Here is a 21218-nt window from a genome sequence, read left to right as displayed (position 1 = left end):
GTGCGCCCGGCGCCGCACAACCAACAAGTGGTGCAGACCCCTTTGAGGATTTGGAAATGAATACTATTAAAAGCATAGCTACTAGCGCTTATGGAATAAGCGCTAGAGGCCTATTTGGCCTAATTTTTTCGCTGAGTGCCGTCGCACTGGTTGGCTGCTCGGCATTGCCCGAACCCCCCTCGCGCCCGGTGATGTACGACTTTGGCCCCGGCCCCATGCAAACGGCTCCCAGCGACCGCCGCGCCCCGCTGCCCGCGCTGGGCTTGGCCGAGGTGGATGCCCCCGGCCTGCCCGACGGCAGCAACGCCGTGCTGTACCGCCTGGCCTACGCCGACGCCCAGCAATTGCGCCCCTACGCCCAGGCCCGCTGGAGCCAGCCCCCTGCCCAGTTGCTGCAACAGCGCCTGCGCGAACACCTGGGCCTGCGCCGCGCCGTGCTCAAGGCCGACGACGGCGCAGCGCAGGTGCGTGACACCGCCCAGGGCGGCAACCTGCCCCCGGTGCTGCGGGTGGAGGTCGAAGAATTCAGCCACACCTTCACCAGCGCTACCGAGAGCGTGGGCCTGCTGCGCCTGCGCGCCACCGTGGTGGACCTGACCCCGGCGGGCGAGAAGCTGCGCGGACAGCGGGTGTTCGTCGTTCGCACCCCCGCACGCAGCGCCGATGCGGCGGGCGGCGTGGCAGCGTTGGCTGAGGCGTCCACGCAGGCGGCCAAAGAGGTGGCGGAATGGGTGGAGCAGGTGGGCGCGCCGCAGTCTTGAGCAGGACGCATCTGTTCCGCGCAGATGTGGGTCTAGGCTTGCTGGGTACTTTTGTCGTCAGCGGCTGCCGCCACCTCGCTGGCCGAACTGCCCGCCTTGACGGGCAATGACGCGATCCCCGTCACCACCCGCGCGTGGCGCGCAAAGCTCCAGTACGCCCACGCCCAGTCCATCAGCACGACCATGCGGTTGCGAAAACCGATCAAAAAGAAAACGTGCGCGAACAGCCAGAACAGCCAGGCAAAGTAGCCTGAAAACCGCACCGGCCCCACGGGCGATGTGAGGTCCACCACGGCAGAGTTGCGGCCGATGGTGGCCAGGTTGCCGTAGTCGCGGTAGCGAAACGGTACTGTCTCGCGCCCCGCCAGGCGCCGCAGGATGTTGGCAGCGGTGGCGCGGCCCATCTGTTTGGCGCCGGGCGACACGCCGGGCACGGGGCGTGGTGGCTGGCCGGGAACATGGCTTTGCGCTGCGGCCAGGTCGCCAATCACGCTGATCTCGGGGTGACCGGGCAGGCTCAGGTCGGGCAACACGACCACGCGGCCAGCGCGGTCGGTGGTGCTGCCCGTGGCCTCGGCCAGATGGCGGCCCAGGGGCGAGGCCGCCACCCCGGCAGCCCAGACCACGCATTTGCTCTTTATTTGATAGCTATTGGCGCTTGATGGTTGAGCGCTAGAGGCCGATTCGACCAATAATCCTTGCGCGTCGATGGCGGTGACGCGGGCGTGGAGGCGCACGTCCACACCCAGCTTTTCCAGTTGTTCTTTGGCGCGCTGGCTCAGTGCTTCGGGCATGGCCTGCAACACACGGGCGCCGCCTTCCAGCAGGATGATCTTGGCGCTGGCGGGATCGATGTGGCGGAACTCGCCAGGCAAGGTGTGGCGCGCAATCTCGGCCAGGGTGCCCGCCATCTCGACGCCGGTGGGGCCACCGCCGATGACCACAAAGTTGAGCCACTCTGCGCGGCGTTCGGGGTCGGGTTCTTTCTCGGCCGCCTCAAAAGCCAGCAGAATGCGGCCGCGAATCTCGAACGCATCGTCCAGCGTCTTGAGGCCTGGGGCGTAGGGCGCCCAATCGTCGTTGCCAAAATAACTGTGCGCTGCGCCCGTGGCCACGATCAAATGGTCATATGGCAGCGCCAGGCCATCCTTCAGGTGCACCGCGCGCGCCTGCACGTCGATGCGTGTCACCTCGCCCAGCAACACCGTGGCATTGGGTTGGCCCCGAAACAAATGCCGAATGGGCGCCGCAATGGCCGGTGCCGACAGCCCGGCCGTGGCCACCTGGTAGAGCAGCGGCTGAAAGAGGTGGTGGTTGGTGCGGTCGATCAGGGTCACGTCGACCGCAGCGCCGCTCAGCGCACGGGCGGCTTCGAGGCCGCCAAAGCCGCAGCCGATGATGACTATGCGAGGGCGGGAGGGGGAATTGGAGGAATGAAGCATGGCCGATTATTGGCGCTCTCAGCCTCCGGGCCGCCTGAGAAACTGTCGCCGCCCCAGGCCAGGGCCGCAAGCCAAGGCCCGCCCCGCAGCGAGCGCTGCGTCCCCTTGCCCGCAGCACGCAGCGCTGCGAGAGCGGGGGGAAGCGGCGCAGCCGCTCAGGGGGTGATTCAGTTCACGCCATGAACCCCAGATTCACCGGGTAGTCCGCCCGCCCTGCGGCGGTCCCGAAGTGCGTGATGTTCGGCAGCACCCCCGCCAGTTCGCTGTCGGCCACGCCAAACCATTTGGCCAATGTGGCGGCGTATTGGTCTACGGACGTGGTGGGAAGCAGGCGGCCCTGGCCCACATGCCATTGGTCTTCGGGCGCCGCCGTGTTGGTGATGCTGACCGGAGGCGCGCTGCCGTAAAACGCCTTGCCTTTGACGGCGCCGCCCACCATGAGGTGGTGGCTGCCCCAGCCGTGGTCGGAGCCGTCGCCGTTGGAGCTGAGCGTTCGGCCAAAGTCGGACGCGGTGAACGCGGTGACCTTGTCGGCCACGCCCAGCTCTACCGTGGCGTTGTAGAACGCGGTCATGGCCTCGCTCACGCGCTGCATCAGCACCGGCTGCTGTGCAATCAGGTTGTCGTGCAGGTCAAACCCGCCCAGCGACACCATGAACACTTGGCGCTTGCTGCCCAGTGTGGTGCGCGCACCAATCAGGCGGGCCACCATCTTCATTTGGTCGGACAGGGAGTTGCCGGTGGGGAAGGGCGTGCCCAGCGTGACACCAGCCAGCCCGCTGGTGATCTGCCCTTCGGCGGCGATGGCGCGTGCGGTGACGCGGGTGTATTCGTTTTCCAGCGTCTGGCTGCTGGGCTGCTGGATGAGCGACGTGAGGGCTGCGCGCACGGCGGTGGAGCCATACACGCTGTTCTTGACCCCGTTGATGGACACCGCGCCGTTGGTGCTGACCTGATATTGCAGGGCCGAGTCGCCCGACATGAACACCGCGTTGCCGGTGACCGAGATGCAGGTGAACAGCGAATTGCCGTTGGACGACAGCGCGAGGTCGCCCATGTTGCCGCCCCAGCCCACGGTGGAGCCTTCGGGCGAGGACGACTGCCACACCGACTGCTGGTCGTTGTGTGAGAACAGCTTGGGCGGCAGCGGGTAAGTGGCGCGGTCCGGGCTGTTGTATTGCGCCCGTGTCAGCGGCACCACCAGCGGCCCCACGTTGAGCTGCACCGCGGCCTTGCCGCTGTTGAACAAGCCTGTCAGCCCGGGCATGGACGGGTGCAGCGCGTATTGGCGGCCCCCGGGCAACGGCTCGGTCGGGTTGAGCAAGGTGGCGGCAAGGGCGGCCTTGCCCAGCGCGATGCCGCCTGCAGACTGGCCCCCGCCGCCACCGCGAATGGTGTTGTAGCGGGTGTAGCTCGGGTCGTCGTAGGTGACCACGGTGTTGGCGTAGTCGTTGCCGCCGTACAGAAACACGCAGACGAGCGCCTTGTAGTCGGTGGCGGTAAAGGCCGCAGCCTCGCCCATGGCGGCGAGGTTGAGGGCAAATGGCAGCGCAGTGCCTGCCAAGCCCAGCTGGGTGGACCGGCGCAAAAACGCGCGGCGGGTGTGGAGTTCGGGTTGAAGCAAATGCATGGCGGGCTGACTTACTTTTGAACGAGGTACTCGGCCGAAGCCATGACCAGGAAGATGGCGGCGGCAACGCGGTTGAGCTTGGCGTCGGCGGTGCTGGCGGCGGTGATGTTGGTGGTCTTCAACGCGTCGGAAATCACCTTGACCGTATTGGCGGACAACTGGCCTGCGCACATCAGCAGGTTGATGCGTGCAACCAGCGCATCGGCATCCGGCGCCAGGGACAGTTCGGCGGTGTATGCCGGTTTGATGTCGCGGCCATTGTTGCCGTTGCTGCCGTTGTTGGGCTGGTCGGGCGCATTCACAAAGATGCCGTCTTTGATGATGCTCTGCATGTAGTTCAGGTAGCCGCCCACGCTGCTTTCGTTGACCAGCTGGAACTCTGGCGCCACGGCGCCGCTGCTCGCCAGCGCGGTGGACGGCGGCACGTAGCCGGGTCGAAAGAAGTTGAACACCGAAGGCGAGCGCAGTGGGCTTTGGCCCAGGCGCGAGCCGGGGTCGCTCAGGTTGCCGATCTTCCAGCTGCCGAACGTGGAGTTGAGGCCAAAGGTGCGACCCCATTGCACAAAACGCAGCATGGGCTCCCGCAGCTTGCCAAATCCGGACTGCGCGAGGCCTGCAGGCGACCGCGCTTCGTCGTCCAGCAAGATGGCCTTGACCACGGCGCGCAGGTCACCGCGCACCCCTGCGCCGTTGTTGTTGAAGGCCGCTGCTACGCGCGCCACGTAGGCGGGCGACGGGTTACTGGTCACCAGCCGCTGGATGAGCTGCTTGCCGATGAATGGGCCCACGTTGGAGTGGTTGAAGAGGGTGTCCAGCGCGGTCCTGAGCGCTGCAGCGCCCGGCGTGCTGGCCGCTATGGTTGTGCCCAGGAAAGTGGCTGCCATGGTGGAGTGGCGTGACTCGGTGAGCGCCATGGGCAACCGTGCAAACGTGGTGCTGGGCACGGTGCGGTTGGTGCCGGGTACAACGGTGGGCGCGTTTTGCGACTGGTCGTAGTCGTAGCCCGTGAACACGCGCGCGAGGTTGGTCACGTCGCTTTGGGTGTAGCTGTCGATGGGTTTGCCAGCGCCATCGCGCCGGACCGTGCCGTCAGGGTTGAGTGCCGCCAGTCCGATGGACATGAGCTGCAGCACCTCGCGTGCGTAGTTTTCATCGGGCAGACGACCGGTCGCCGCGTTTTCTTTCTGATTGCCGCGGGTGTTGAGGTAGTAGCCCATCGCGGGGTTCAGGGTGACATCCTCCAGCAGCTTGCGGTAGTTGCCAAACGCATTGGCGGCCAGCTGGTCCCAGTAGTGCGCCATGGCGTGGCTGCGCCAGCTGAAATCAAGCCCCGAGAGCGACACCACACAGATCTCGGACAGCGCCAGCGCTACGCGCTTTCGCAGGCCGTCGGTAGAGGTCATGAGCTGGTTCCAGATCATGGCGTCGGCCGGGTAGGTGTTGTCGTAGTACGAGGTGTCGTTGCTGATGTCGGCATAGCCGCGCTGATTCAACCAGTCCCAGCCGGTTGGGCCCATGCCGGTGGCGAACTGGGTGTCCAGCCAGTCGGCAAAAGAGGTGGCCCGCAGCGCAGCGATTTCGGTGGTGGACGCTGAAAACTGGGCTTGCAGCAGGAAGCGTGCGGCTTCCCGGTCGGTGGTGGCCACCGGGTGCGCGTAGCTGCCCAAGGTGGGCGTTGGCGTCGGTGTGGCCCCGCCGGGGCCTGCGCCCGGGCCGTCGCTGGAACTGCCTCCACCACCGCAGGCCGCCAGCGCGGTGGCCGCCAGCAGCGCGGTCAGCACGGGTGCCTGCGCTCGATGTGGGCTGATGGGCTGTTCCAGAGATGAAAAATCGCCCTCGGCTGCTTCCTCGGCCAGCGCGGCTGCCAGAGGCTCCTCGTGTGTGTATTGCATGATTTTGTGGGGGTGTTGCGCGCGTCTTCAGGGGACGCAGGTGTCACTTCAACACACGGCGGCGTTGCATGGAAACACAAGCGTTACGAAACGAAACGCTCCCTCTGAGCGCCGTGGTCGGCGCTCGCCAGGCAGTGAGGGCTGGTTGCAACACTTTGCGGGTTTCTGGTGCTATTTGTAGCCATTTTGAAGGGCCTCCGTCTTGCCGCCCAGTGCGGGTCACGGTGCATCGGTGGTGTCCGTCACACCCGTAGTCCTGTGCTGACGCGCGCTGCGTTGCAAAGCCTACGAGCGCCAAACGGATTCGTTTTTACAGTCATTCCCATCGCATCACGCAAGTAGTTCCACGCAATTCGAGTGGATGGCTGAAGCGAATTTTTTGAGGATGCACACCATGAATGAAGACACCGTCAAGGGCAATTGGAAGCAGTTCAAGGGCAAGATGGTTGAGCAGTGGGGCAAGCTCACCAATGACGATTTCGACGTCATCGACGGCAAGCGCGAACAGTTCCTGGGCAAGCTGCAAGAGCGCCAGGGCATTGCCCGCGACGCCGCTGAAAAACAGCTCAAGGACTGGCAAGACCGCCACCCTGATTTCCGCTTCAACGATTAATCGTTAGCCCGGTGCGGGGCTCCATGCCCCGCATGCACCGCTCACACACAACACCCCATATTCAATTGACCCCGAGGAGAAAACCATGAAATTCGCACGCACTCTGATCGCTACCGTGGCTGCTGGCTTGCTGGCAACGTCTGCTTTCGCCATGACGTCTGCCGAGCACAAGGCCGCCAAGGACACCATCTCGGCCACCTACAAGGCCGACAAGAAAACCTGTGATGCCCTGAAGGACAACGCCAAGGACATCTGCCAGAAGGAAGCCAAGGGCAAGGAAGACATCGCCAAGGCGGAACTGGAATCCCAGTACAAGCCCAGCGCCAAGAACACCCAGAAAGTAGCCGAAGCCCGCGCTGAAGCTGCTTACGAAGTGGCCAAGGAAAAGTGCGACGACTTGAAGGGCAATGACAAGGACGTGTGCGAAAAGGACGCCAAGGCTGCCCAAGTGAAGGCCAAGGAAGATGCCAAGGTCGCAGCCGTACAGGCCAAGCCAGCAGACAGCGCTGCTGAAAAGGGCGCCGCTGTGGCAGAAGCCCGCAAGGACGCCAACGCCGAAAAGAACGACGCCAACTACAAGGCTTCGAAGGAGCGTTGCGATGCCATGTCGGGTGATGCCAAGTCCAAGTGTGTGGACGACATGAAGCGCATGTACAACAAGAGCTAATCTGCTCTTTTCGGCAGCGCTGTGCTGTAGCGCACCGTGCTGCCGCCATTGCAAATGCCTGTGCCCCGCCCCGTGCGGGGCATTGTCGTTTTCGGACGTTTTTTTGCGACAGGTCCAGCGCCGCGTGCTCTGTCTGACCTGCATCAATATGCCGAGGCGCCACGGCTTTTAAGCTCCCTCTTTGTTTGGTTGTACGTATGCAAAGGGATTGCCCATGGCCCAACTCGAATGGTCGGACGCGCTGGACCTGGACTTGCCGTTGATGGATGACACCCACCGGGAGTTTGTGGACCTGCTGGCTGCCGTGGACGGCGCAGACGATGCGCACCTGGAATCCACGTGGCAGGCACTGGTGGACCACACGGAGCAGCATTTCGGGCAGGAAGATGCCTGGATGGCAGCCACCCGCTTCGCGTCAGGCAACTGCCACAGCCAGCAGCACAAAGTGGTGCTGCAGGTGATGCGTGAGGGCTTGGCGCGCGCGCAGCAGGGGGATCTGAAGGTTTTGCGCATGATGGCCAGCGAACTGGCGCTTTGGTTTCCGCAGCATGCGCAAAGCATGGACGCCGCGTTGGCGCTGCACCTGCGGCGCGTGGGCTTTGATGCAGCCACCGGCATGGTGCACGCTCCCCAGGCGCTGCCGGGTGCGTTGATCCATGGCTGTGGAGGCGCCACGTGCAGTGATGCAGCACCAAGCGCGCCGGTGGCTGACGCGTCCCGGCAGGCGGCGCTGGTCTGATCTGACAACGTAGCGCTGTTCGAGCAGGGGGAAAAGCGGGTCGCTGCGCGGGATGTGATGCGGGTTTGAGCGGGGTGCGCCAGCGTGCATATCCCCATGCGGCCGCCGAGCTTGTGTGGCATGCTGCCTCACCTTTAGCAAGTGGCGGCGGATTGGCCGCTTCGCTCCATGGCCGAAACCTTCGCCCCCGATGCTCTGAGCAACGACGCTGATCGCTTGAAGGCGCTGCAGCGCTACGGCATTCTTGATACCCCGATGGAGCCCGCTTACGACGAGCTGGCCGACATTGCGGGCCATGTGTGCGAAGCGCCCGTGGCATTAATCAGCTTTGTGGACCGTGACCGGCAGTGGTTCAAGGCCTCGCTCGGTCTGGACGTGCCAGAGACGCCGCTGGACCAGTCCGTGTGCCGCTACGCGATCCGGCAGTCGGGTGTTTTCATCGTGCCCGACCTGGCGCAGGACCCGCGTTTCGCCAATTTGCACATCGTGACGCAGGAAAACCCCATGCGGTTTTATGCCGGCGCCCCCATCGTCACGCCCGACGGCTATGCGTTGGGAAGCCTGTGTGTGCTGGACCACCGGCCACGGCAATTGTCAGAACGGGTGACGGGCCTGTTGAGCGCGCTGGCCCGCCAGGTGGTGCGGCTGCTCGAACTCAAACGCGCCAACGAACGCCAAGGCCAGATGCTGATAGAGCTGGAAGAAGCCCGCCACCGCATGGCCTTGCTGGCCCACACGGATGTATTGACCGGGCTGGCCAACCGCCGCTCCTTCACAGAGCGCCTGCGCCAGGAGCTGGCCCTGCTGCAGCGCGGCGGCGAACCCGCCTGCCTGCTGATGATGGACATCGACCACTTCAAACGCGTGAACGACGTGCATGGCCACCACGTGGGCGACCAGGCGCTGCAGCTCTTTGCCACGCTGTGCCGCGACGTTTTTCGGGCGGCCGATGTGGTGGGGCGCTGGGGTGGCGAGGAGTTTCTGGCGCTGCTGCCCGCGACCGGGGTGGCGCAGGCGCAGGCGGTGGCGCAGCGTGTGCATGCTGCGCTGGCCCAGCACCCGGTGCCGGGCATCGATGCCCCGCTGGTGTTGTCCGTCAGCATGGGCCTGGGCAATTTCGACCCAGCGCGCCCGCTGGACATGACCTTGCGCGCACTGGATGCAGCGTTGTACACCGCCAAGCGCGAGGGGCGCAACCGCACCGTGTTGGCGTAGCGCTTCGGGCCGCGCGCCTGGCCCCGGATTTCGTGGTGGTGAGATCGTTTTATCATTTTGATAGCTGCTAGCGCTTATAGATAAAGCGCTAGAGCCTGTTTTGATGCATATTTTCAAGCTGCATCAGTGATCAGTGATGTGAACAGCGCGGCAGCAGCAGGCCTGCCATGCGCCAGGACAGATCCCGCAGTGCGCCGCGCAACGCGGTAGAGGGAGTTGCCGCCGCTGCGTCACACGCGCTGCCGGGGCGGTACACGTCTGCCAGCACCTCCTGTTTGGCACGGAGCAATGCGACGCGGTCATGCGCTTGCAACGCGGCCATCAACCGGTCTTGGTGGCGCTGCACGCGCGCTGCCTCGGCGGGCGACAGCACGGGCTGCCACGGCGCTGAACCGCCGTCAGCTGCAGGTGACACCAGGTGCTGTGCCCAGGGTATGTTGTCAGGTGGGCGGGTGTGCGTTTTCATGGCGACTCCTTGGTGGGGGTGTGGGTGGTGGTGTTGGTGGCATTGGTGGTGTGGCCAGGGACAGCGGGAAGGGGAAAACCTGTCGCCTTGGGCGTGTGGGGCGTCTGGGGCGCCATCCCCTGCGTCAGCCCATACCAGTTCACCTTGCGCGTCAGCACCATCACTGCAGTCAACACCAGGAACAGCGCAATCGCTCCCACCACCAACGCCGTCTGCTCCAGCTGCAGCAACACATACAGCAGTCCATACAGCAGCGCCACACCCGCACCCAGCGGAATGCCCCGCGCCAGGCTGCCCAGCATGTGGCTGGCGTAGTACCCCAGCAGCAGCACACAGGCGGTGGCGGCCGCCGCGTACGACGCACCAAACGGCAGGTGCTCCGACAGACTGACCAACAGCAAGAAGAAGCTGCACAGCGCGCTGCCCACCAGCAAATACTGCACGTGGTGCACGCGCAGCTTCTTCATCAGTTCAAACAGGCCCACAGCGACAAAAGTCAGCGCGATGAACAGCACGCCGTATTTGGTGGCGCGGTCACTCAGCGTGTAGGGGTTCACGGGGTCCACAAAAGCCACGCTGAAGCTGTCTGCGCAGTCGCGTGGTGTGGTGCCGCCGGGGGGGTATTCGTGGGCGTTTTCGTCATAGCCGCCCACGCAGATGCGGCTGCCGCCTGCGATGTCGGCCTGCGCCGTGGTCGCCAGCGACGACAGCCGCCACTGGGCAGAGAATCCATCCGGTTTCACCTCCCGCTCGGAGGGCAGAAAACGGCCCGCAAACGACGGGTGGGGCCAGCTGCTGGTCATCAGCACCTCGGTGTTGCCACCCAGCGGCACGATGGAGATGCGCTCGGTGCCCACCAGCTCCAGATCCAGCGTAGCGGTCAGGCCGTCGGCCTTGCCGCGCACCGACTCGGGCAACGCTGCGTGCAGGCCGCGGCTGTAGGTAGGGTGGAACGTTCCGGGTTTGAGCGGCAAGGCCTGCTCGCCCAGCGTGAGCTGCGCAGTGCGAATGCCCCGTGCATCGCCCACCGCCATCATCACGATGGGTGCGCCGCAGTGCATGCGTGAATTTTTCATGGTGCTTTGCGGCTGCAGGCTGGCCAGTGACCCCCACTGCGCGGTGATGTGGGCCTTCAGGTTGAAGGTGTTCACCTTGTGCAGCCCCCGGGAGCGTTCTTCCATCGCGGCGCCGGAGGTCAGCTTGAGCTGCTCGGGCATGGCGGTCAGCAAGAACTCGCGCCGCTGCTCCACCATGCGGCGCTCATCGCCCTTGCCGGTCTCGACATCCCAGCTCTCCACGCACGCGCTGTGAATCATCGGCCCCATCAGCGTCTGCGGCCCCGCCAGGCTGTCGGCCACGCTTTGTGCCGTGAGGCTGCGGTAGCGCAGCCGGTCGCGCACCACGTCTTCGATCATGCCGAGACCTATGAGCAGCAGCACGGTGATGGCGGCCAGCGCGACCAGTTTGGTGAACAGGGGGTGTTTGAACAAAAGATCCTCCACAAGTGAATGTTGTGAAGGCAGTGTTTTGCTCGGGCGTGAGGGCGCTATGAAGTTTGTGAGGCCAGTGTGAAGCGCGCACGCTGCGCCCCGGACGCCAGATACCGGCTGACACAAATTGCCCCTCATTCCTAACAAATTCGCTGTGACTTCGGCGCCAAAGGCGTAGCGCCGTGCAAGGGTTCACCCGTAGGATTTGTGAAAAATTCCACCACCCCGGTGAGAGAGGGAAACCATGAAATCCACGATGAACCCCCACGCGATGTGGGGCGTGTGTGTTGCCGTTGCGCTCGGTGTCTCCGCCTGCGGCGGTGGCTCGGGGGAGGGGCAGGACACCCAGAGCGCCCCCGTCGCCGCGATGGCCCGGTCCGCAGCTATGGCGACCAAGGCCGCATCTGACCAGCCCGGTGTGGTGGTCAAGCCGGTGTCTGCCACATCGTCGGCAGTGGAGAACCCGGGCATGTCCGCCGCAGCGGCAATAGACGGCAATCCAAACTCCCGCTGGGGCAGCCAATTTGTGGACGACGCCTGGATCCAGTTCGACTTTGGCGCGCGCACCGACATCGGTGCCATGAAGCTGGTGTGGGAGCGTTCGTATGGCAAGGAATACGCTCTGCAGGTGTCTGACGACGGCCAGAGCTGGGCGCAGCTGCGCTACGTGATGGAGGGCAAGGGCGGCACCGAAGAGTTTCTGAACCTGGGCGCGAGCGCGCGTTTCATCCGCTTGCAGGGCGTGGCCCGCCATTCGCAATACGGCTATTCGCTGTTCGAGGTGGAGTTCAAAACGCCCGGCAGCGACAACACCCAGGGGACCCAGGCGATATCGCCGCTGCGGTTCCCGGCCGATGGCCAGGGGTTGACGCCGCTGCCCGCAGCGCCGGAGCCGCTGGAGCAAGTGCAGTTCACGCTGGCCGACGGCACGCTGGTGACCCGGTTTGGCGCGCGGGCGCTGGGCCGCCATGGCCGCGAGCGCGGCGAAGAATGGAACGAGATCGGCCACGGCCCGAACGACACGGTGGACGCCGCAGGCCAGCCGGTGGACAAGGGCCCCGGCGCGCACCTGACCTTTGTGACCCAGTATTTCAAGAACCGCACCTGGGGCATGGAGATCATCGACAACAGCCGCGTGGCGGGCGTCACCAAGCCCACGCTGGTGGTCAACCGCTACACCACGGTCGACTTCTTGCCCGGCGACACCGCGTTCTTTCGCGCGTTCGACCGGCCCGGTGTGACGGGCTACGGGTGGATGAACCCCGGCGAACTGGTGGACCGCAGCGTCAAGGTCTGCGCGCCCACGCCGTACCCCGCCAATGGCCAACTGGCCAGCGCCAACGGCATCAACGGTGCCTGCACGCTGCGCGTGAAGGACTACCCCGGCCATGGCGGTCTGGGTGTGGATGGACTGCCCAACGGCACGCACGTGCCTTCGCGGCCGCTGGTGGCGGGTGACGTGATCGAGGTGTCTCCCGCCATGTTCTCCACGCGAGAGGCCATGGCGGCCAAGGGCGACGCTGGCGGCATCCGCTACTACTCGGCCGAATGGCTGTATGTGGTGGGCAGCGGGCTCACGCCCTGGTACGGCGTGCAGCCGCGCCTGAACTCCGCTCCGCTGCCGGTCATCACGCTCTCGGGCGGGTCGGGGTCGGTGTCTTACAACTACTCGGACAACGGCAGCTCCATGTTCCAGCAGCCGTTCAACAACATCGGCATGCAGAACATGCAGCGTTTTGTGGAGGGCCGCCGCCTCATCCATACCAACTTCACCACCGGCGCCCACAGCGAGCCCGGCAACGACGCCTACACCGCCGCTGCCAAGCTGCAGGGCACACATTTCAACCAGTCCATGTGTGTGGCCTGCCACGTCAACAACGGCCGCAGCCCCGCCCCCACGCGGCTGAACCAGCGCCTGGACACCATGTCCCTGCACGCCGCCAGCCTGAGTGCCGCCGGGCAGCAACAGCCCCATCCGCGCTACGGCAACGTGGTGCAGATGAACTCCATCGCCGCCACCGGCCACGTGCAGGACTGGGGCAACAGCGTGCGGGTGGCGCGGTTTGAAACGCGCGAGGTGCGGCTGGCTGATGGCACCGTGGTCGAGCTGCGCAAGCCCGTGTTGGCCTTTGACGGCGCGGTACCCGCCGCGCACTCGCTGCGTGCCGCCCCCCCCATGATCGGCATGGGCTTGCTGGAGGCCGTGCCCGAGGCCGACATCCTGGCACTGGCGCGCAGCACGCCCGATGTGGATGGCGTCAAAGGCCAGCCCAACTATGTGTACGACCCCGAAAGCGGCGTGGTGCGCCTGGGCCGTTTCGGCTGGAAGGCCGCCAAGGCCACGCTGCGCCAGCAGACCGCCACGGCGTTGCTACAGGACATGGCGGTCACTTCGCCCGTTTACCCGTCGCGCAGCTGCCACTACGGGCCAGCGGCATGCAGTACGGGCCCGCGTGTGGCAGGCATTACCGAGTCGGATCTTTCATCGCTTTCTAACTACCTGGCCCTGGTGGCCGTACCCGCGCAACGCAGCCTGCCCAGCGGTTTCCCCAGGGGCGTAGCGCCGCTGGACGAACACCGTGTGGATGCCCCACAGGTCGCGCTGGGTGCACGGCTGTTTGACAGCATGCGCTGCACCGCCTGCCACGCTGCGCAGCTGAAGACCGGCGGTGGCCATCTGTTTGCCGAGTTGCGCAACCAGACCATCCGCCCCTACACCGACCTGCTGCTGCACGACATGGGCCCGGGCCTTGCTGACAATTTTGCCGAAGGCCAGGCCCGTGGCGCGTTGTGGCGCACCGCGCCGCTGTGGGGCATCGGCTACACCGACAAAGTGATGGGCAAGGGCCGCAGTGCCGACGTGGGCTATCTGCACGACGGCCGCGCACGCACGCTGACCGAAGCCGTTCTGTGGCACGGCGGCGAGGCCGATGCGGCGCGTCAGCGGTTCGAGGCCCTGCCTCGCACAGACCGCGAGGCGCTGCTGGCGTTCCTGCGGTCGCTCTAAAAATCTAAGTGAAGCGGTTGTCTGGATGACGTCCCAGGTCATCGCCGGTTGCGTGCAATCGGGCTACAAATTGGGCACTCACACAGTTTGTCCCGAAAGGCCGCTCGCCATGCGTTTTGTTGTTCCGGTTGTCCTGGTGCTGGTCGCACTCATCCATACACTGCCTATCGTTGGCGTGCTGGGTGCGAACCAGGTGGCGCGGCTGTATGGCATCGCTGCCCCTGATCCGGACGTGGAGCTATTGCTGCGGCACCGGGCGGTGCTTTTTGGGCTTCTCGCGGCTTTCCTGGCTTATGCCGCTATCCGCCCGCTACTGCACCGCGCGGCCCTGGCCGCGGGCTTTGTGAGCGTCGTGTCCTTCCTCGTGCTGTCTCACCTGGTAGGCCCCTACAACGCCGCACTGGCAACCGTCGTCCGGGTGGACTGGATCGCGCTGGTCCTGCTCGTGGCCGGGGCGGTCGCCCATGCCCTCAAGCGCGGGGAGTGAGGCTCCCCGCAACAAACTCCAGCGCCACCCGCAGCCCCGGGGCCGTGTTGCGCACCACCATCTGCCCTCCGTGCAGCGCCATCACGCGCTTGACGATGGCCAACCCCAGGCCCGAGCCGCTGCGTTCGCCACCCGGGCGCGCCGTGGTGAAGAAGCGTTCGCCCAGGCGGGGCAGCGCGTAGTCGGGCACGCCCGGGCCGCTGTCGAGCACGGCCACGGTGGCGCCGTCCAGCGCCACCTGCACGGTGCTGCCTGCGGGGGCAAAGTCAATCGCGTTGTCGAGCAGGTTGGTCAGTGCCAATGTCACCAGCTCGGCCTCCCACGGGCCGCTAGTGCCCGAGCCGGTCAACACGAGCGCGATGCCGCGCTGCGCCGCGCGGCCACGCGTCTGACCGATGGCAGCCTCGGCGCAGGCCTGCAAGGCCACGGGGGCGCGGCCTTCCGCGTGGTGGCGCTGCTCCAGTTTGGACAGCTCCAGCAGCCGGTCGATGATGCGCTGCAGGCGCTCGCTCTGCTCCACCACCTGGGTCGCAAACTGGGTGCGATCAGCGGCGGGCAGGTCGTCCTGCAGCAGTTCGCCCGCGCCGCGGATGGCGGCCACGGGGCTTTTTAGCTCGTGGGTGAGGGCGCGCACATAGCCCTCGATGTAGTCGCGCCCTTCCAGCCGGGCGCGCATGCGGTCCATGGCGCGGGCCAGATCGCCCAGTTCGCCGGGCACCTGGGGCACGGCCAGGGCGGCGGTGGGGGGCGCGTCCGGGTCGTGGCGCTCGCCATCGGCGGGGCCCTGAACGCTCAGTGCGTAGTCGCGCAGACGGCGCACATTCCACACCATCCACAGCGTCACGGCCACGCCCACTGCGGCCGACAGAGCTAGCAGCAGCAGCCCCCCCATGAACACCTTTTGCTCGGCACGGTCGATAAAACGTTGCACGGTGCGCGTGGGTTTGGCCACGGTCAGCACGCCAGCAATCTTGCGCATGCCAGCCTCTTGCACGTAGATGGGCGCCGCCACATGCATCACGCCGCTGGTGTCGTCGCTTTCCACGTCGCGTGTGGAGCGCGCGCCATATTCGCCGCGCAGCGTGCGGGCCACGTCGCGCCATTGCGAATAGTCGGCGCCCACCGCGCGGTTTTCTGAATCAAACAACACGCGGCCTGTGGTGTCGGTCACGTAGATGCGGTAGTCCAGCGACTGTTTGGAGAACCCCCAGATCGCCGCGTCAATCGGCCGCGTGGCATAGCTGCGCACATGCTGGGCAAATGGGCTGGTGTTGCTGTCCACGCCCGCAGCCAGCCTCCCCGCTGCCAAATCTTCGCTGGCCAGCTCCGCCAGGATGTTGGCGGTGTCTACCATCATGTCTTCCATCACCTCGCGCACGCTGGGCTTGATCTCGGCCATGAACACGCGCAGCACAAAAAACGCGGCGATGCCATTGATGAGAAAAAACGCAAAAAGCAGGCGGATGCCGAGGCGCATGGGTTAGCAATGCCCTATTCAAAAACAATAGCTACTAGCGCTTGATGGATAAGCGCTAGAGGCCAATTTGGCTCAAAGTTTGTTTCAAACATCAAGGCAGTAGCCCATGCCCCGGTGTGTGCTGATGTACTCGCGCGCCGGGTCCACCTCGCGCAGCTTGGCGCGCAGGGTCTTGATGTGGGTGTCTACCGTGCGGTCGGTGCTCTCGCTGTCGTCGCCCCAGGCAGCGGCCAGCAGCGCGTCGCGCGAATGGATGCGGCCCGCGCCGCGCAGCAGGCACGACAGCAGGCGGTATTCGCGCCGCGTGAGCAGCAGAGGCTGGCCGCGCAGGCTGATGCGTTGCCCGGACTCGTCGTCGTGGAAGAGGGGGGCTGCGGCAGCCGGGGTCGACGATGCGCCGTTGCCCGCCCGGCGCAGCAGCGCCTTGACGCGTGCGGCCAATTCGCGCGGGCTGAAGGGTTTGGTCAGGTAGTCGTCGGCGCCCAGCTCCAGGCCGAGCACGCGGTCGATTTCTTCGCCGTGCGCACTGAGCATCAGCACCGGCAGGGACGCGGTCAGGGGCGCTGTGCGAATGTCGCGCAGCAGGTCCAGCCCGCTGCCATCGGGCAGGCCCACGTCCAGCACCAGCAGGTCAAAGCGGTGCGATGCCATCTGCTGGCGTGCATCGTGAACCAGCAGGCTGTGGGTCACCTGCAGCCCATCGCGCTCCAGCGCATAGGCCACGGTCCGGGCGATGGCGGGGTCGTCTTCTAGCAGCAGCAGGCGTGCAGACATTTCTCAATGATCCCCTGTCCGGTGATCGACGTGTAGCCTCTGCCACGGGCGTGGCCCCAGCCAGTGCGCCCGTGGAACTGGCTTTGCCAGGCCACCGGGTGCGTCCCCCTCCCGAAGGAGAGGGGGAAGGCGCCGCAGGCGACTCAGGGGGTGTTTCATTTATCGTGCTACGAGGATAGGGAAAAGCTTGCCCAGCCCGTCGGCCATCACCTCCACCGCCAGCGCCGCCAAGATCAGGCCCATCAGCCGCGTCATCACGTTGATGCCGGTCTTGCCCAGCACCCGCGCAATCGGGTCGGCCAGCGCAAAACACACGGCGGTGGCCAGGGCGATGACCACGCCGTAACCCACCAGTGTCAGCGTCTGCCACACGCCCTGCGCGCGGTCGGCATAAATCACCACGGTGGACATGCTGGCCGGGCCGGTCAGCAGCGGGATGGTGAGCGGCACCACGGCAATGCTGCTGCCCGCTGCCGCCTTCTCTGCGCCTTCTTCGTATTCATTGGTGGTGGCCTTGGCCTCGGCGGGCTGGGCGTTGAGCATGTTCATCGCGCTGATGAGCAGCAGCATGCCACCGCCCACCTGAAAGCTCTGCAGCGAGATGTTGAAGAAGTCGAGGATTTGCAGACCCAGCAATGCGCAGGCCGCGATCACGCAAAACACGCTGAAGCTGGCCACCTGGATGGTTCGGCGCCGCTGTGGGTAAGAAAACCCCTGCGTGTAGTGGATGAAAAACGGAACGATGGCCAGCGGGTTCACGATGGCCAGCAAGGTAATGAGCGGTTTCAGGTCCATCAGCGTCCTCCAGAGACTTCGAGTAATGACATGGTCGTGTAAGGCGACGCATCCGACATCAGCCACACGATGGCCTGCGCCACCTCTTCGGCCGTGCCGCCGCGCTGCATGGGCACCTGGTGGGCCAGGTCGCGCACGCGGTCAGGCAGGCCGCCGCTGGCGTGGATGTCGGTCTCGATCAGGCCCGGGCGCACGGCGTTCACGCGGATGCCCTCGGCCGCCACCTCGCGCGCCAGACCGATGGTGAAGGTGTCGATGGCGCCCTTCGCGGCTGCGTAGTCCACATACTGGTGGGCGGCGCCCAGCCGTGCGGCGGCACTGGAGACGTTGACGATGGTGCCGCCCTGGCCGCCGTGTTTGGTGCTCATGCGACGCACGGCCTCGCGGGCGCAGACGATGCTGCTGATCACGTTGACGTCGAACATGCGGCGCAGGCGCTCCACGCTCATTTCGTCCACGCGGGCGGGCACATCGACCACCCCGGCGTTGTTCACCAGGGCGGTGATGCGGCCCAGTTGCGCATCCACGGTGGCGAACATGGCCAGCACCTGGGCTTCGTCAGCCACGTCGGCCTGCACAGCCAGCGCGGTGCCGCCTGCGGTGCGGATCTGCTGCACCACCGCATCGGCAGCGGCTTGGTTGGCCTGGTAGTTCACCGCCACCGCCCAGCCCTGCTGCGCGGCCAGCAGGGCGGTGGCCGCGCCAATGCCTCGGCTGGCGCCGGTGATTAACGCAATCTTGTTGTCCATGAAATGCGGTCTCCTGCAAGAATGGCGCATTGGAACAGGTTCTGTGCGCTGCGGGCAGCGGTTTGCAGCACGCGCACCCCCACTCCAGCGCATTTTTATCAAGGAGATTGCAGCATGGGACAGTTTGTCGATCTGACTTCCGGCGATGGTTTGGTTTTTCCTGCGTGGGTGGCTCGACCTGACGCAGCACCCCGGGGCGCCGTGGTGGTGCTACAGGAGATTTTTGGCGTCAACTCGCACATCCGCGCGGTGGCCGACCGCTTTGCCGCCCGGGGCTACCTGGCGGTGGCGCCCGCCACCTTCCACCGCGTGCAGCAGGGCGTGGACCTGGGGTACACCGCCGAAGACATGCAGGCGGGCATGGGCCTGAAAGCGGCGGTAGAGGCCTTGCCCGCACCCGGCGTGATGCCCGACATCCAGGCCGCCATTGACTACGCCGCGCAGCAAAGCGGCTGCAAGGTGGGCATCGTGGGATTCTGCTGGGGCGGCCTGCTGACCTGGCGCGCGGCCTGTCAGCTCAATGGCCTGTCGGCGGCGGTGCCTTATTACGGCGGTGGCATGACCACAGTAGACGAAGCCGCCCGCCAGCCGCAGGTGCCCGTGCTGGCGCACTTTGGCGAGCGCGATCACTACATTCCGCTGGATGGCGTGCAGGCCTTTGACCGCGCCCACCCCGAGGTGGAAGTGCATGTCTATGCCGCAGACCACGGCTTCAACTGCGACCAGCGCGGCAGCTACGACGAGCCCTCGGCCATGACGGCGCGGGACCGCACGCTGGCGTTTTTCGACAAACACTTGAGCTGAAGGATCGGGCCACCATGGCACACGCTGCGCCGGTTTTTAAGCCTTTTTGGCCTCTAGCGCTTATCCATCAAGCGCTGATAGCTATTGTTTTGATAGTTGGTGCGGCGCAGGCCCACGCTGCGGACTACACCGGTCCGCTGTTCGACGCCCACCTGCACTACAACGAAGAGGCCTGGAACGGCACCACCGGCCCGCATCCGCCCTCGGATGTACTGGCGCGCATGAAGGCGTCGGGCGTGCGTGCCATCGTGGCCAATTCGCGGCCCAACACCGGGTCGCTGGCGCTGGCGGCCTTGCCCGAGGTGCGCGCGGCGGGCGTCGCCGTGGTGCCCTTTGTGCGGCTGTACCGCAACCGGGCGGACTACACCGGCTGGTTCAGCGACGAAACCATCTACGACATGGTGCTGGCCGAATTGGCCAAGGGCACGGGCTCCGGCCCGTACCGCGGCATTGGCGAGTTCCACCTGTACGACAGCGCCAACGCCGATGGCCCCGTGGCCAAAAAACTCATGGCCCTGGCCGAACAGCGCGATCTGGTCGTGCTGGCCCATGTGGACGATGCCGCCATCGACTTGCTGATGGCCAACACGCCCTCCAAAGGCCAGAAGGTGCGGCTGATCTGGGCGCACACCGGCATCGGCGGCGCTTCGGTGGAGCGTGTGGACGCACTGATGGCGCGCTACCCGGGCCTGGTGGGCGAGCTGTCGTACCGCCCCGGCCTGGTGTGTGAGGGCGAGCAACTGTGCCCCGCCTGGCGCGCGCTGCTGCTCAAGTACCCCACGCGGTTTGTGGTGGGTTCGGACACTTGGGTGAACCAGCGCTGGCAGTATTACGAGAGCCTCATGAAGGGCTACCGTACCTGGCTCGGCGGCCTGCCCGCCGACGTGGCGCGCAAGGTGGCGTGGGACAACGGGGCGGGGTTGTTTGGCGTCACGGCACCCCGTTGACCTGGCTTGCGAACGTTCAAGCCCTCAACCAACCGCAACCAACCGCAACCACCTGCCACCCACTGAGCTACCGGCCGATTCGTCCCCGTGGGATACCAACCTCGGACACACGTGGCGGCTGCGGCGGGAACGAGAGGGTGAACACCGTGGGCTGGCCCGGCCCGCTGCGGACGCTGACCGTTCCTCCGTGCAGTTCCATGGCGCTTTTGACGATCGCAAGTCCCAGTCCAGCGCCGGGTGCTTCTTCCGTGTGCTCGGCTTCGACACGGTAGCTGCGCTCGAAGATCTTTACCTGGTGCTCGGGCGCAATCGGCTCGCCCTCGTTGGATATCGAGATGTGGCAGCTTCCGTCTGATGACACCTCTGCAGAGAGCACAACGGTGCTGCCCGGGCGTGCGTGGCGAATGGCATTGGTCAGCAAGTTGGCGTTGGCGCGGGTGAGCAAGGTGTCATCGGCCCAGACGTGGGCGTTTGCCTCTACCTGCAGCGCCAACTGCAGGCCCTGCTCCTGCGCCAGCAGCTCGAAGAAGGCTGCGGTGGCGCCCAGCCGCTCCTCCAGGGGTATCCAGGTCGCGTGGATGGCGCTGTGCTGACTGTCTGCGCGCGCCAGGAACAGCATGTTTTCGATCAGGCGTCCCATGCGCTCATACGCTGGCACGGTCGCCTCAATCACCGCGCGGTATTCGTCGGCACTGCGTGGGCGGGCAAGCGTGACCTGGGCAGCGATCAGAAGGCGGTGGATGGGCGCCCGCAGATCGTGCGCAAGGTCGGATGAAAAGCCCGACAGTTGGGTGAAGGAGTCTTGCAACCGGTCGAGCATGTGGTTGAACGCTCGGGCCACGGGCTCCAGTTCGGCAGGGTTGTGCTCCGGGGCCAGCCGTTCGTGCAAGGCCTGGGCGCTGATGCGATTGGCCGTATTGGCCAGGCGGTTGGCCGAGGTCAGAATGAGCCGGGTGGTGCACCACGCGAACAGGCTGGCGGCCAGTGCGCCGACGCCGAGCGTGATGGCGAATGCACGCCATGAGCGCAGGGCAAAGTCATGGCGCCGCGACAGCAGGTCCTCGGCGGGGATGTGGACCATGGTCCCAGCGCTGGCCAGAAGCGGCTCGATGTCGTCGAAATCCTGGCCCAGAAGGTAGATCACCATCCAGAAGCTCGCGGTGATCAACAGCAGGGTGATCACGGCAATCGCCAGCGCGATCTTCAGGGTCAGAGAACGCCGCAGGTTGGCTGCCCGGCGCCGCATCGGTGTACGCGGGAGCG

The 21218-nt window shown here is 65.6% G+C and carries 19 protein-coding genes; 9 read left to right on the top strand and 10 right to left on the bottom strand.

Annotated features, from left to right (window positions below; translation table 11 throughout):
* Positions 1-56 precede the first annotated feature (56 nt).
* Complete coding sequence (locus ACK41V_RS10415; protein ID WP_409781649.1) at positions 57-761, top strand: ABC-type transport auxiliary lipoprotein family protein; 705 nt, start codon at positions 57-59, stop codon at positions 759-761.
* Positions 762-793: 32 nt separating this feature from the next.
* Here the strand turns inward: ACK41V_RS10415 and ACK41V_RS10410 are convergent, their stop codons facing one another.
* The 3 genes from ACK41V_RS10410 to ACK41V_RS10400 all read right to left on the bottom strand — a co-directional run bounded on the left by ACK41V_RS10410 (position 794) and on the right by ACK41V_RS10400 (position 5725).
* Positions 794-2203: an NAD(P)/FAD-dependent oxidoreductase gene (locus tag ACK41V_RS10410; protein ID WP_409781646.1), complete on the bottom strand. Its 1410-nt coding sequence runs from the start codon at positions 2201-2203 to the stop codon at positions 794-796.
* A 172-nt stretch (positions 2204-2375) separates the two neighbouring features.
* Positions 2376-3833 carry a DUF1501 domain-containing protein gene (locus tag ACK41V_RS10405; RefSeq protein ID WP_409781644.1) on the bottom strand — a complete coding sequence of 486 codons (1458 nt, stop codon included), beginning with the start codon at positions 3831-3833 and terminating at the stop codon, positions 2376-2378.
* Positions 3834-3844: 11 nt separating this feature from the next.
* Entirely contained in the window at positions 3845-5725 is a 1881-nt protein-coding gene (locus ACK41V_RS10400; RefSeq protein ID WP_409781641.1) for a DUF1800 family protein, read from the bottom strand.
* 394 nt (positions 5726-6119) lie between these two features.
* On the opposite strand from ACK41V_RS10400, the gene ACK41V_RS10395 reads away from it, so the two are divergent.
* The 4 genes from ACK41V_RS10395 to ACK41V_RS10380 all read left to right on the top strand — a co-directional run bounded on the left by ACK41V_RS10395 (position 6120) and on the right by ACK41V_RS10380 (position 8959).
* Positions 6120-6338 (top strand): CsbD family protein, encoded by a 219-nt coding sequence (locus ACK41V_RS10395; protein ID WP_409781638.1) that lies wholly within the window; start codon positions 6120-6122, stop codon positions 6336-6338.
* Positions 6339-6423: 85 nt separating this feature from the next.
* The gene (locus tag ACK41V_RS10390) at positions 6424-7005 is read left to right on the top strand and encodes a hypothetical protein (RefSeq protein WP_409781635.1); all 582 of its coding nucleotides are present in this window, start codon (positions 6424-6426) and stop codon (positions 7003-7005) included.
* Between the two features lie 214 nt (positions 7006-7219).
* Positions 7220-7744, top strand: coding sequence for a hemerythrin domain-containing protein (locus ACK41V_RS10385; protein ID WP_409781632.1), 525 nt, complete (start codon positions 7220-7222; stop codon positions 7742-7744).
* A gap of 168 nt (positions 7745-7912) precedes the next feature.
* Positions 7913-8959 (top strand): diguanylate cyclase, encoded by a 1047-nt coding sequence (locus ACK41V_RS10380; protein ID WP_409781629.1) that lies wholly within the window; start codon positions 7913-7915, stop codon positions 8957-8959.
* 130 nt (positions 8960-9089) lie between these two features.
* Here the strand turns inward: ACK41V_RS10380 and ACK41V_RS10375 are convergent, their stop codons facing one another.
* Together ACK41V_RS10375 and creD are read right to left on the bottom strand one after the other, a co-directional pair.
* Positions 9090-9425, bottom strand: a complete 336-nt coding sequence (locus ACK41V_RS10375) for a hypothetical protein (protein WP_409781626.1) — start codon at positions 9423-9425, stop codon at positions 9090-9092.
* Positions 9422-10915, bottom strand: a complete 1494-nt coding sequence (gene creD / locus ACK41V_RS10370) for a cell envelope integrity protein CreD (RefSeq protein WP_409781624.1) — start codon at positions 10913-10915, stop codon at positions 9422-9424. The genes ACK41V_RS10375 and creD overlap by 4 nt, the downstream gene beginning before the upstream one ends.
* 244 nt (positions 10916-11159) lie before the next feature.
* On the opposite strand from creD, the gene ACK41V_RS10365 reads away from it, so the two are divergent.
* On the top strand, positions 11160-13922 hold the full coding sequence (locus ACK41V_RS10365) for a di-heme oxidoredictase family protein (RefSeq protein ID WP_409781621.1): 2763 nt from the start codon (positions 11160-11162) through the stop codon (positions 13920-13922).
* 109 nt (positions 13923-14031) lie between these two features.
* Positions 14032-14409, top strand: a complete 378-nt coding sequence (locus ACK41V_RS10360) for a phosphopantetheine adenylyltransferase (RefSeq protein WP_409781619.1) — start codon at positions 14032-14034, stop codon at positions 14407-14409.
* On the opposite strand, the gene creC is transcribed toward ACK41V_RS10360, so the two are convergent.
* The 4 genes from creC to ACK41V_RS10340 form a co-directional block, all read right to left on the bottom strand.
* Entirely contained in the window at positions 14393-15886 is a 1494-nt protein-coding gene (creC, locus tag ACK41V_RS10355; protein ID WP_409781616.1) for a two-component system sensor histidine kinase CreC, read from the bottom strand. The genes ACK41V_RS10360 and creC overlap by 17 nt on opposite strands.
* Positions 15887-15970: 84 nt before the next feature.
* Complete coding sequence (creB, locus tag ACK41V_RS10350) at positions 15971-16660, bottom strand: two-component system response regulator CreB (protein WP_409781614.1); 690 nt, start codon at positions 16658-16660, stop codon at positions 15971-15973.
* A gap of 159 nt (positions 16661-16819) precedes the next feature.
* Positions 16820-17455: a MarC family protein gene (locus ACK41V_RS10345; RefSeq protein WP_409781611.1), complete on the bottom strand. Its 636-nt coding sequence runs from the start codon at positions 17453-17455 to the stop codon at positions 16820-16822.
* Complete coding sequence (locus tag ACK41V_RS10340; protein ID WP_409781608.1) at positions 17455-18204, bottom strand: SDR family oxidoreductase; 750 nt, start codon at positions 18202-18204, stop codon at positions 17455-17457. Before ACK41V_RS10340 ends, ACK41V_RS10345 begins: the two co-directional genes overlap by 1 nt.
* A 114-nt stretch (positions 18205-18318) precedes the next feature.
* On the opposite strand from ACK41V_RS10340, the gene ACK41V_RS10335 reads away from it, so the two are divergent.
* A complete protein-coding gene (locus ACK41V_RS10335; RefSeq protein ID WP_409781605.1) occupies positions 18319-19008 on the top strand; it encodes a dienelactone hydrolase family protein in 690 nt (229 codons plus the stop codon).
* Between the two features lie 14 nt (positions 19009-19022).
* Positions 19023-19955: an amidohydrolase gene (locus ACK41V_RS10330; RefSeq protein ID WP_409781602.1), complete on the top strand. Its 933-nt coding sequence runs from the start codon at positions 19023-19025 to the stop codon at positions 19953-19955.
* Positions 19956-20022: 67 nt separating this feature from the next.
* On the opposite strand, the gene ACK41V_RS10325 is transcribed toward ACK41V_RS10330, so the two are convergent.
* On the bottom strand, positions 20023-21201 hold the full coding sequence (locus tag ACK41V_RS10325; protein ID WP_409781600.1) for a heavy metal sensor histidine kinase: 1179 nt from the start codon (positions 21199-21201) through the stop codon (positions 20023-20025).
* Between the last annotated feature and the right edge of the window lie 17 nt (positions 21202-21218).

It is taken from the genome of Acidovorax sp. (assembly GCF_046291265.1).
GTDB lineage: Bacteria > Pseudomonadota > Gammaproteobacteria > Burkholderiales > Burkholderiaceae_C > Acidovorax.
The sequence above is the reverse complement of the archived record's forward strand: the minus strand, read 5'-3'. Positions and strand labels throughout refer to the sequence as shown.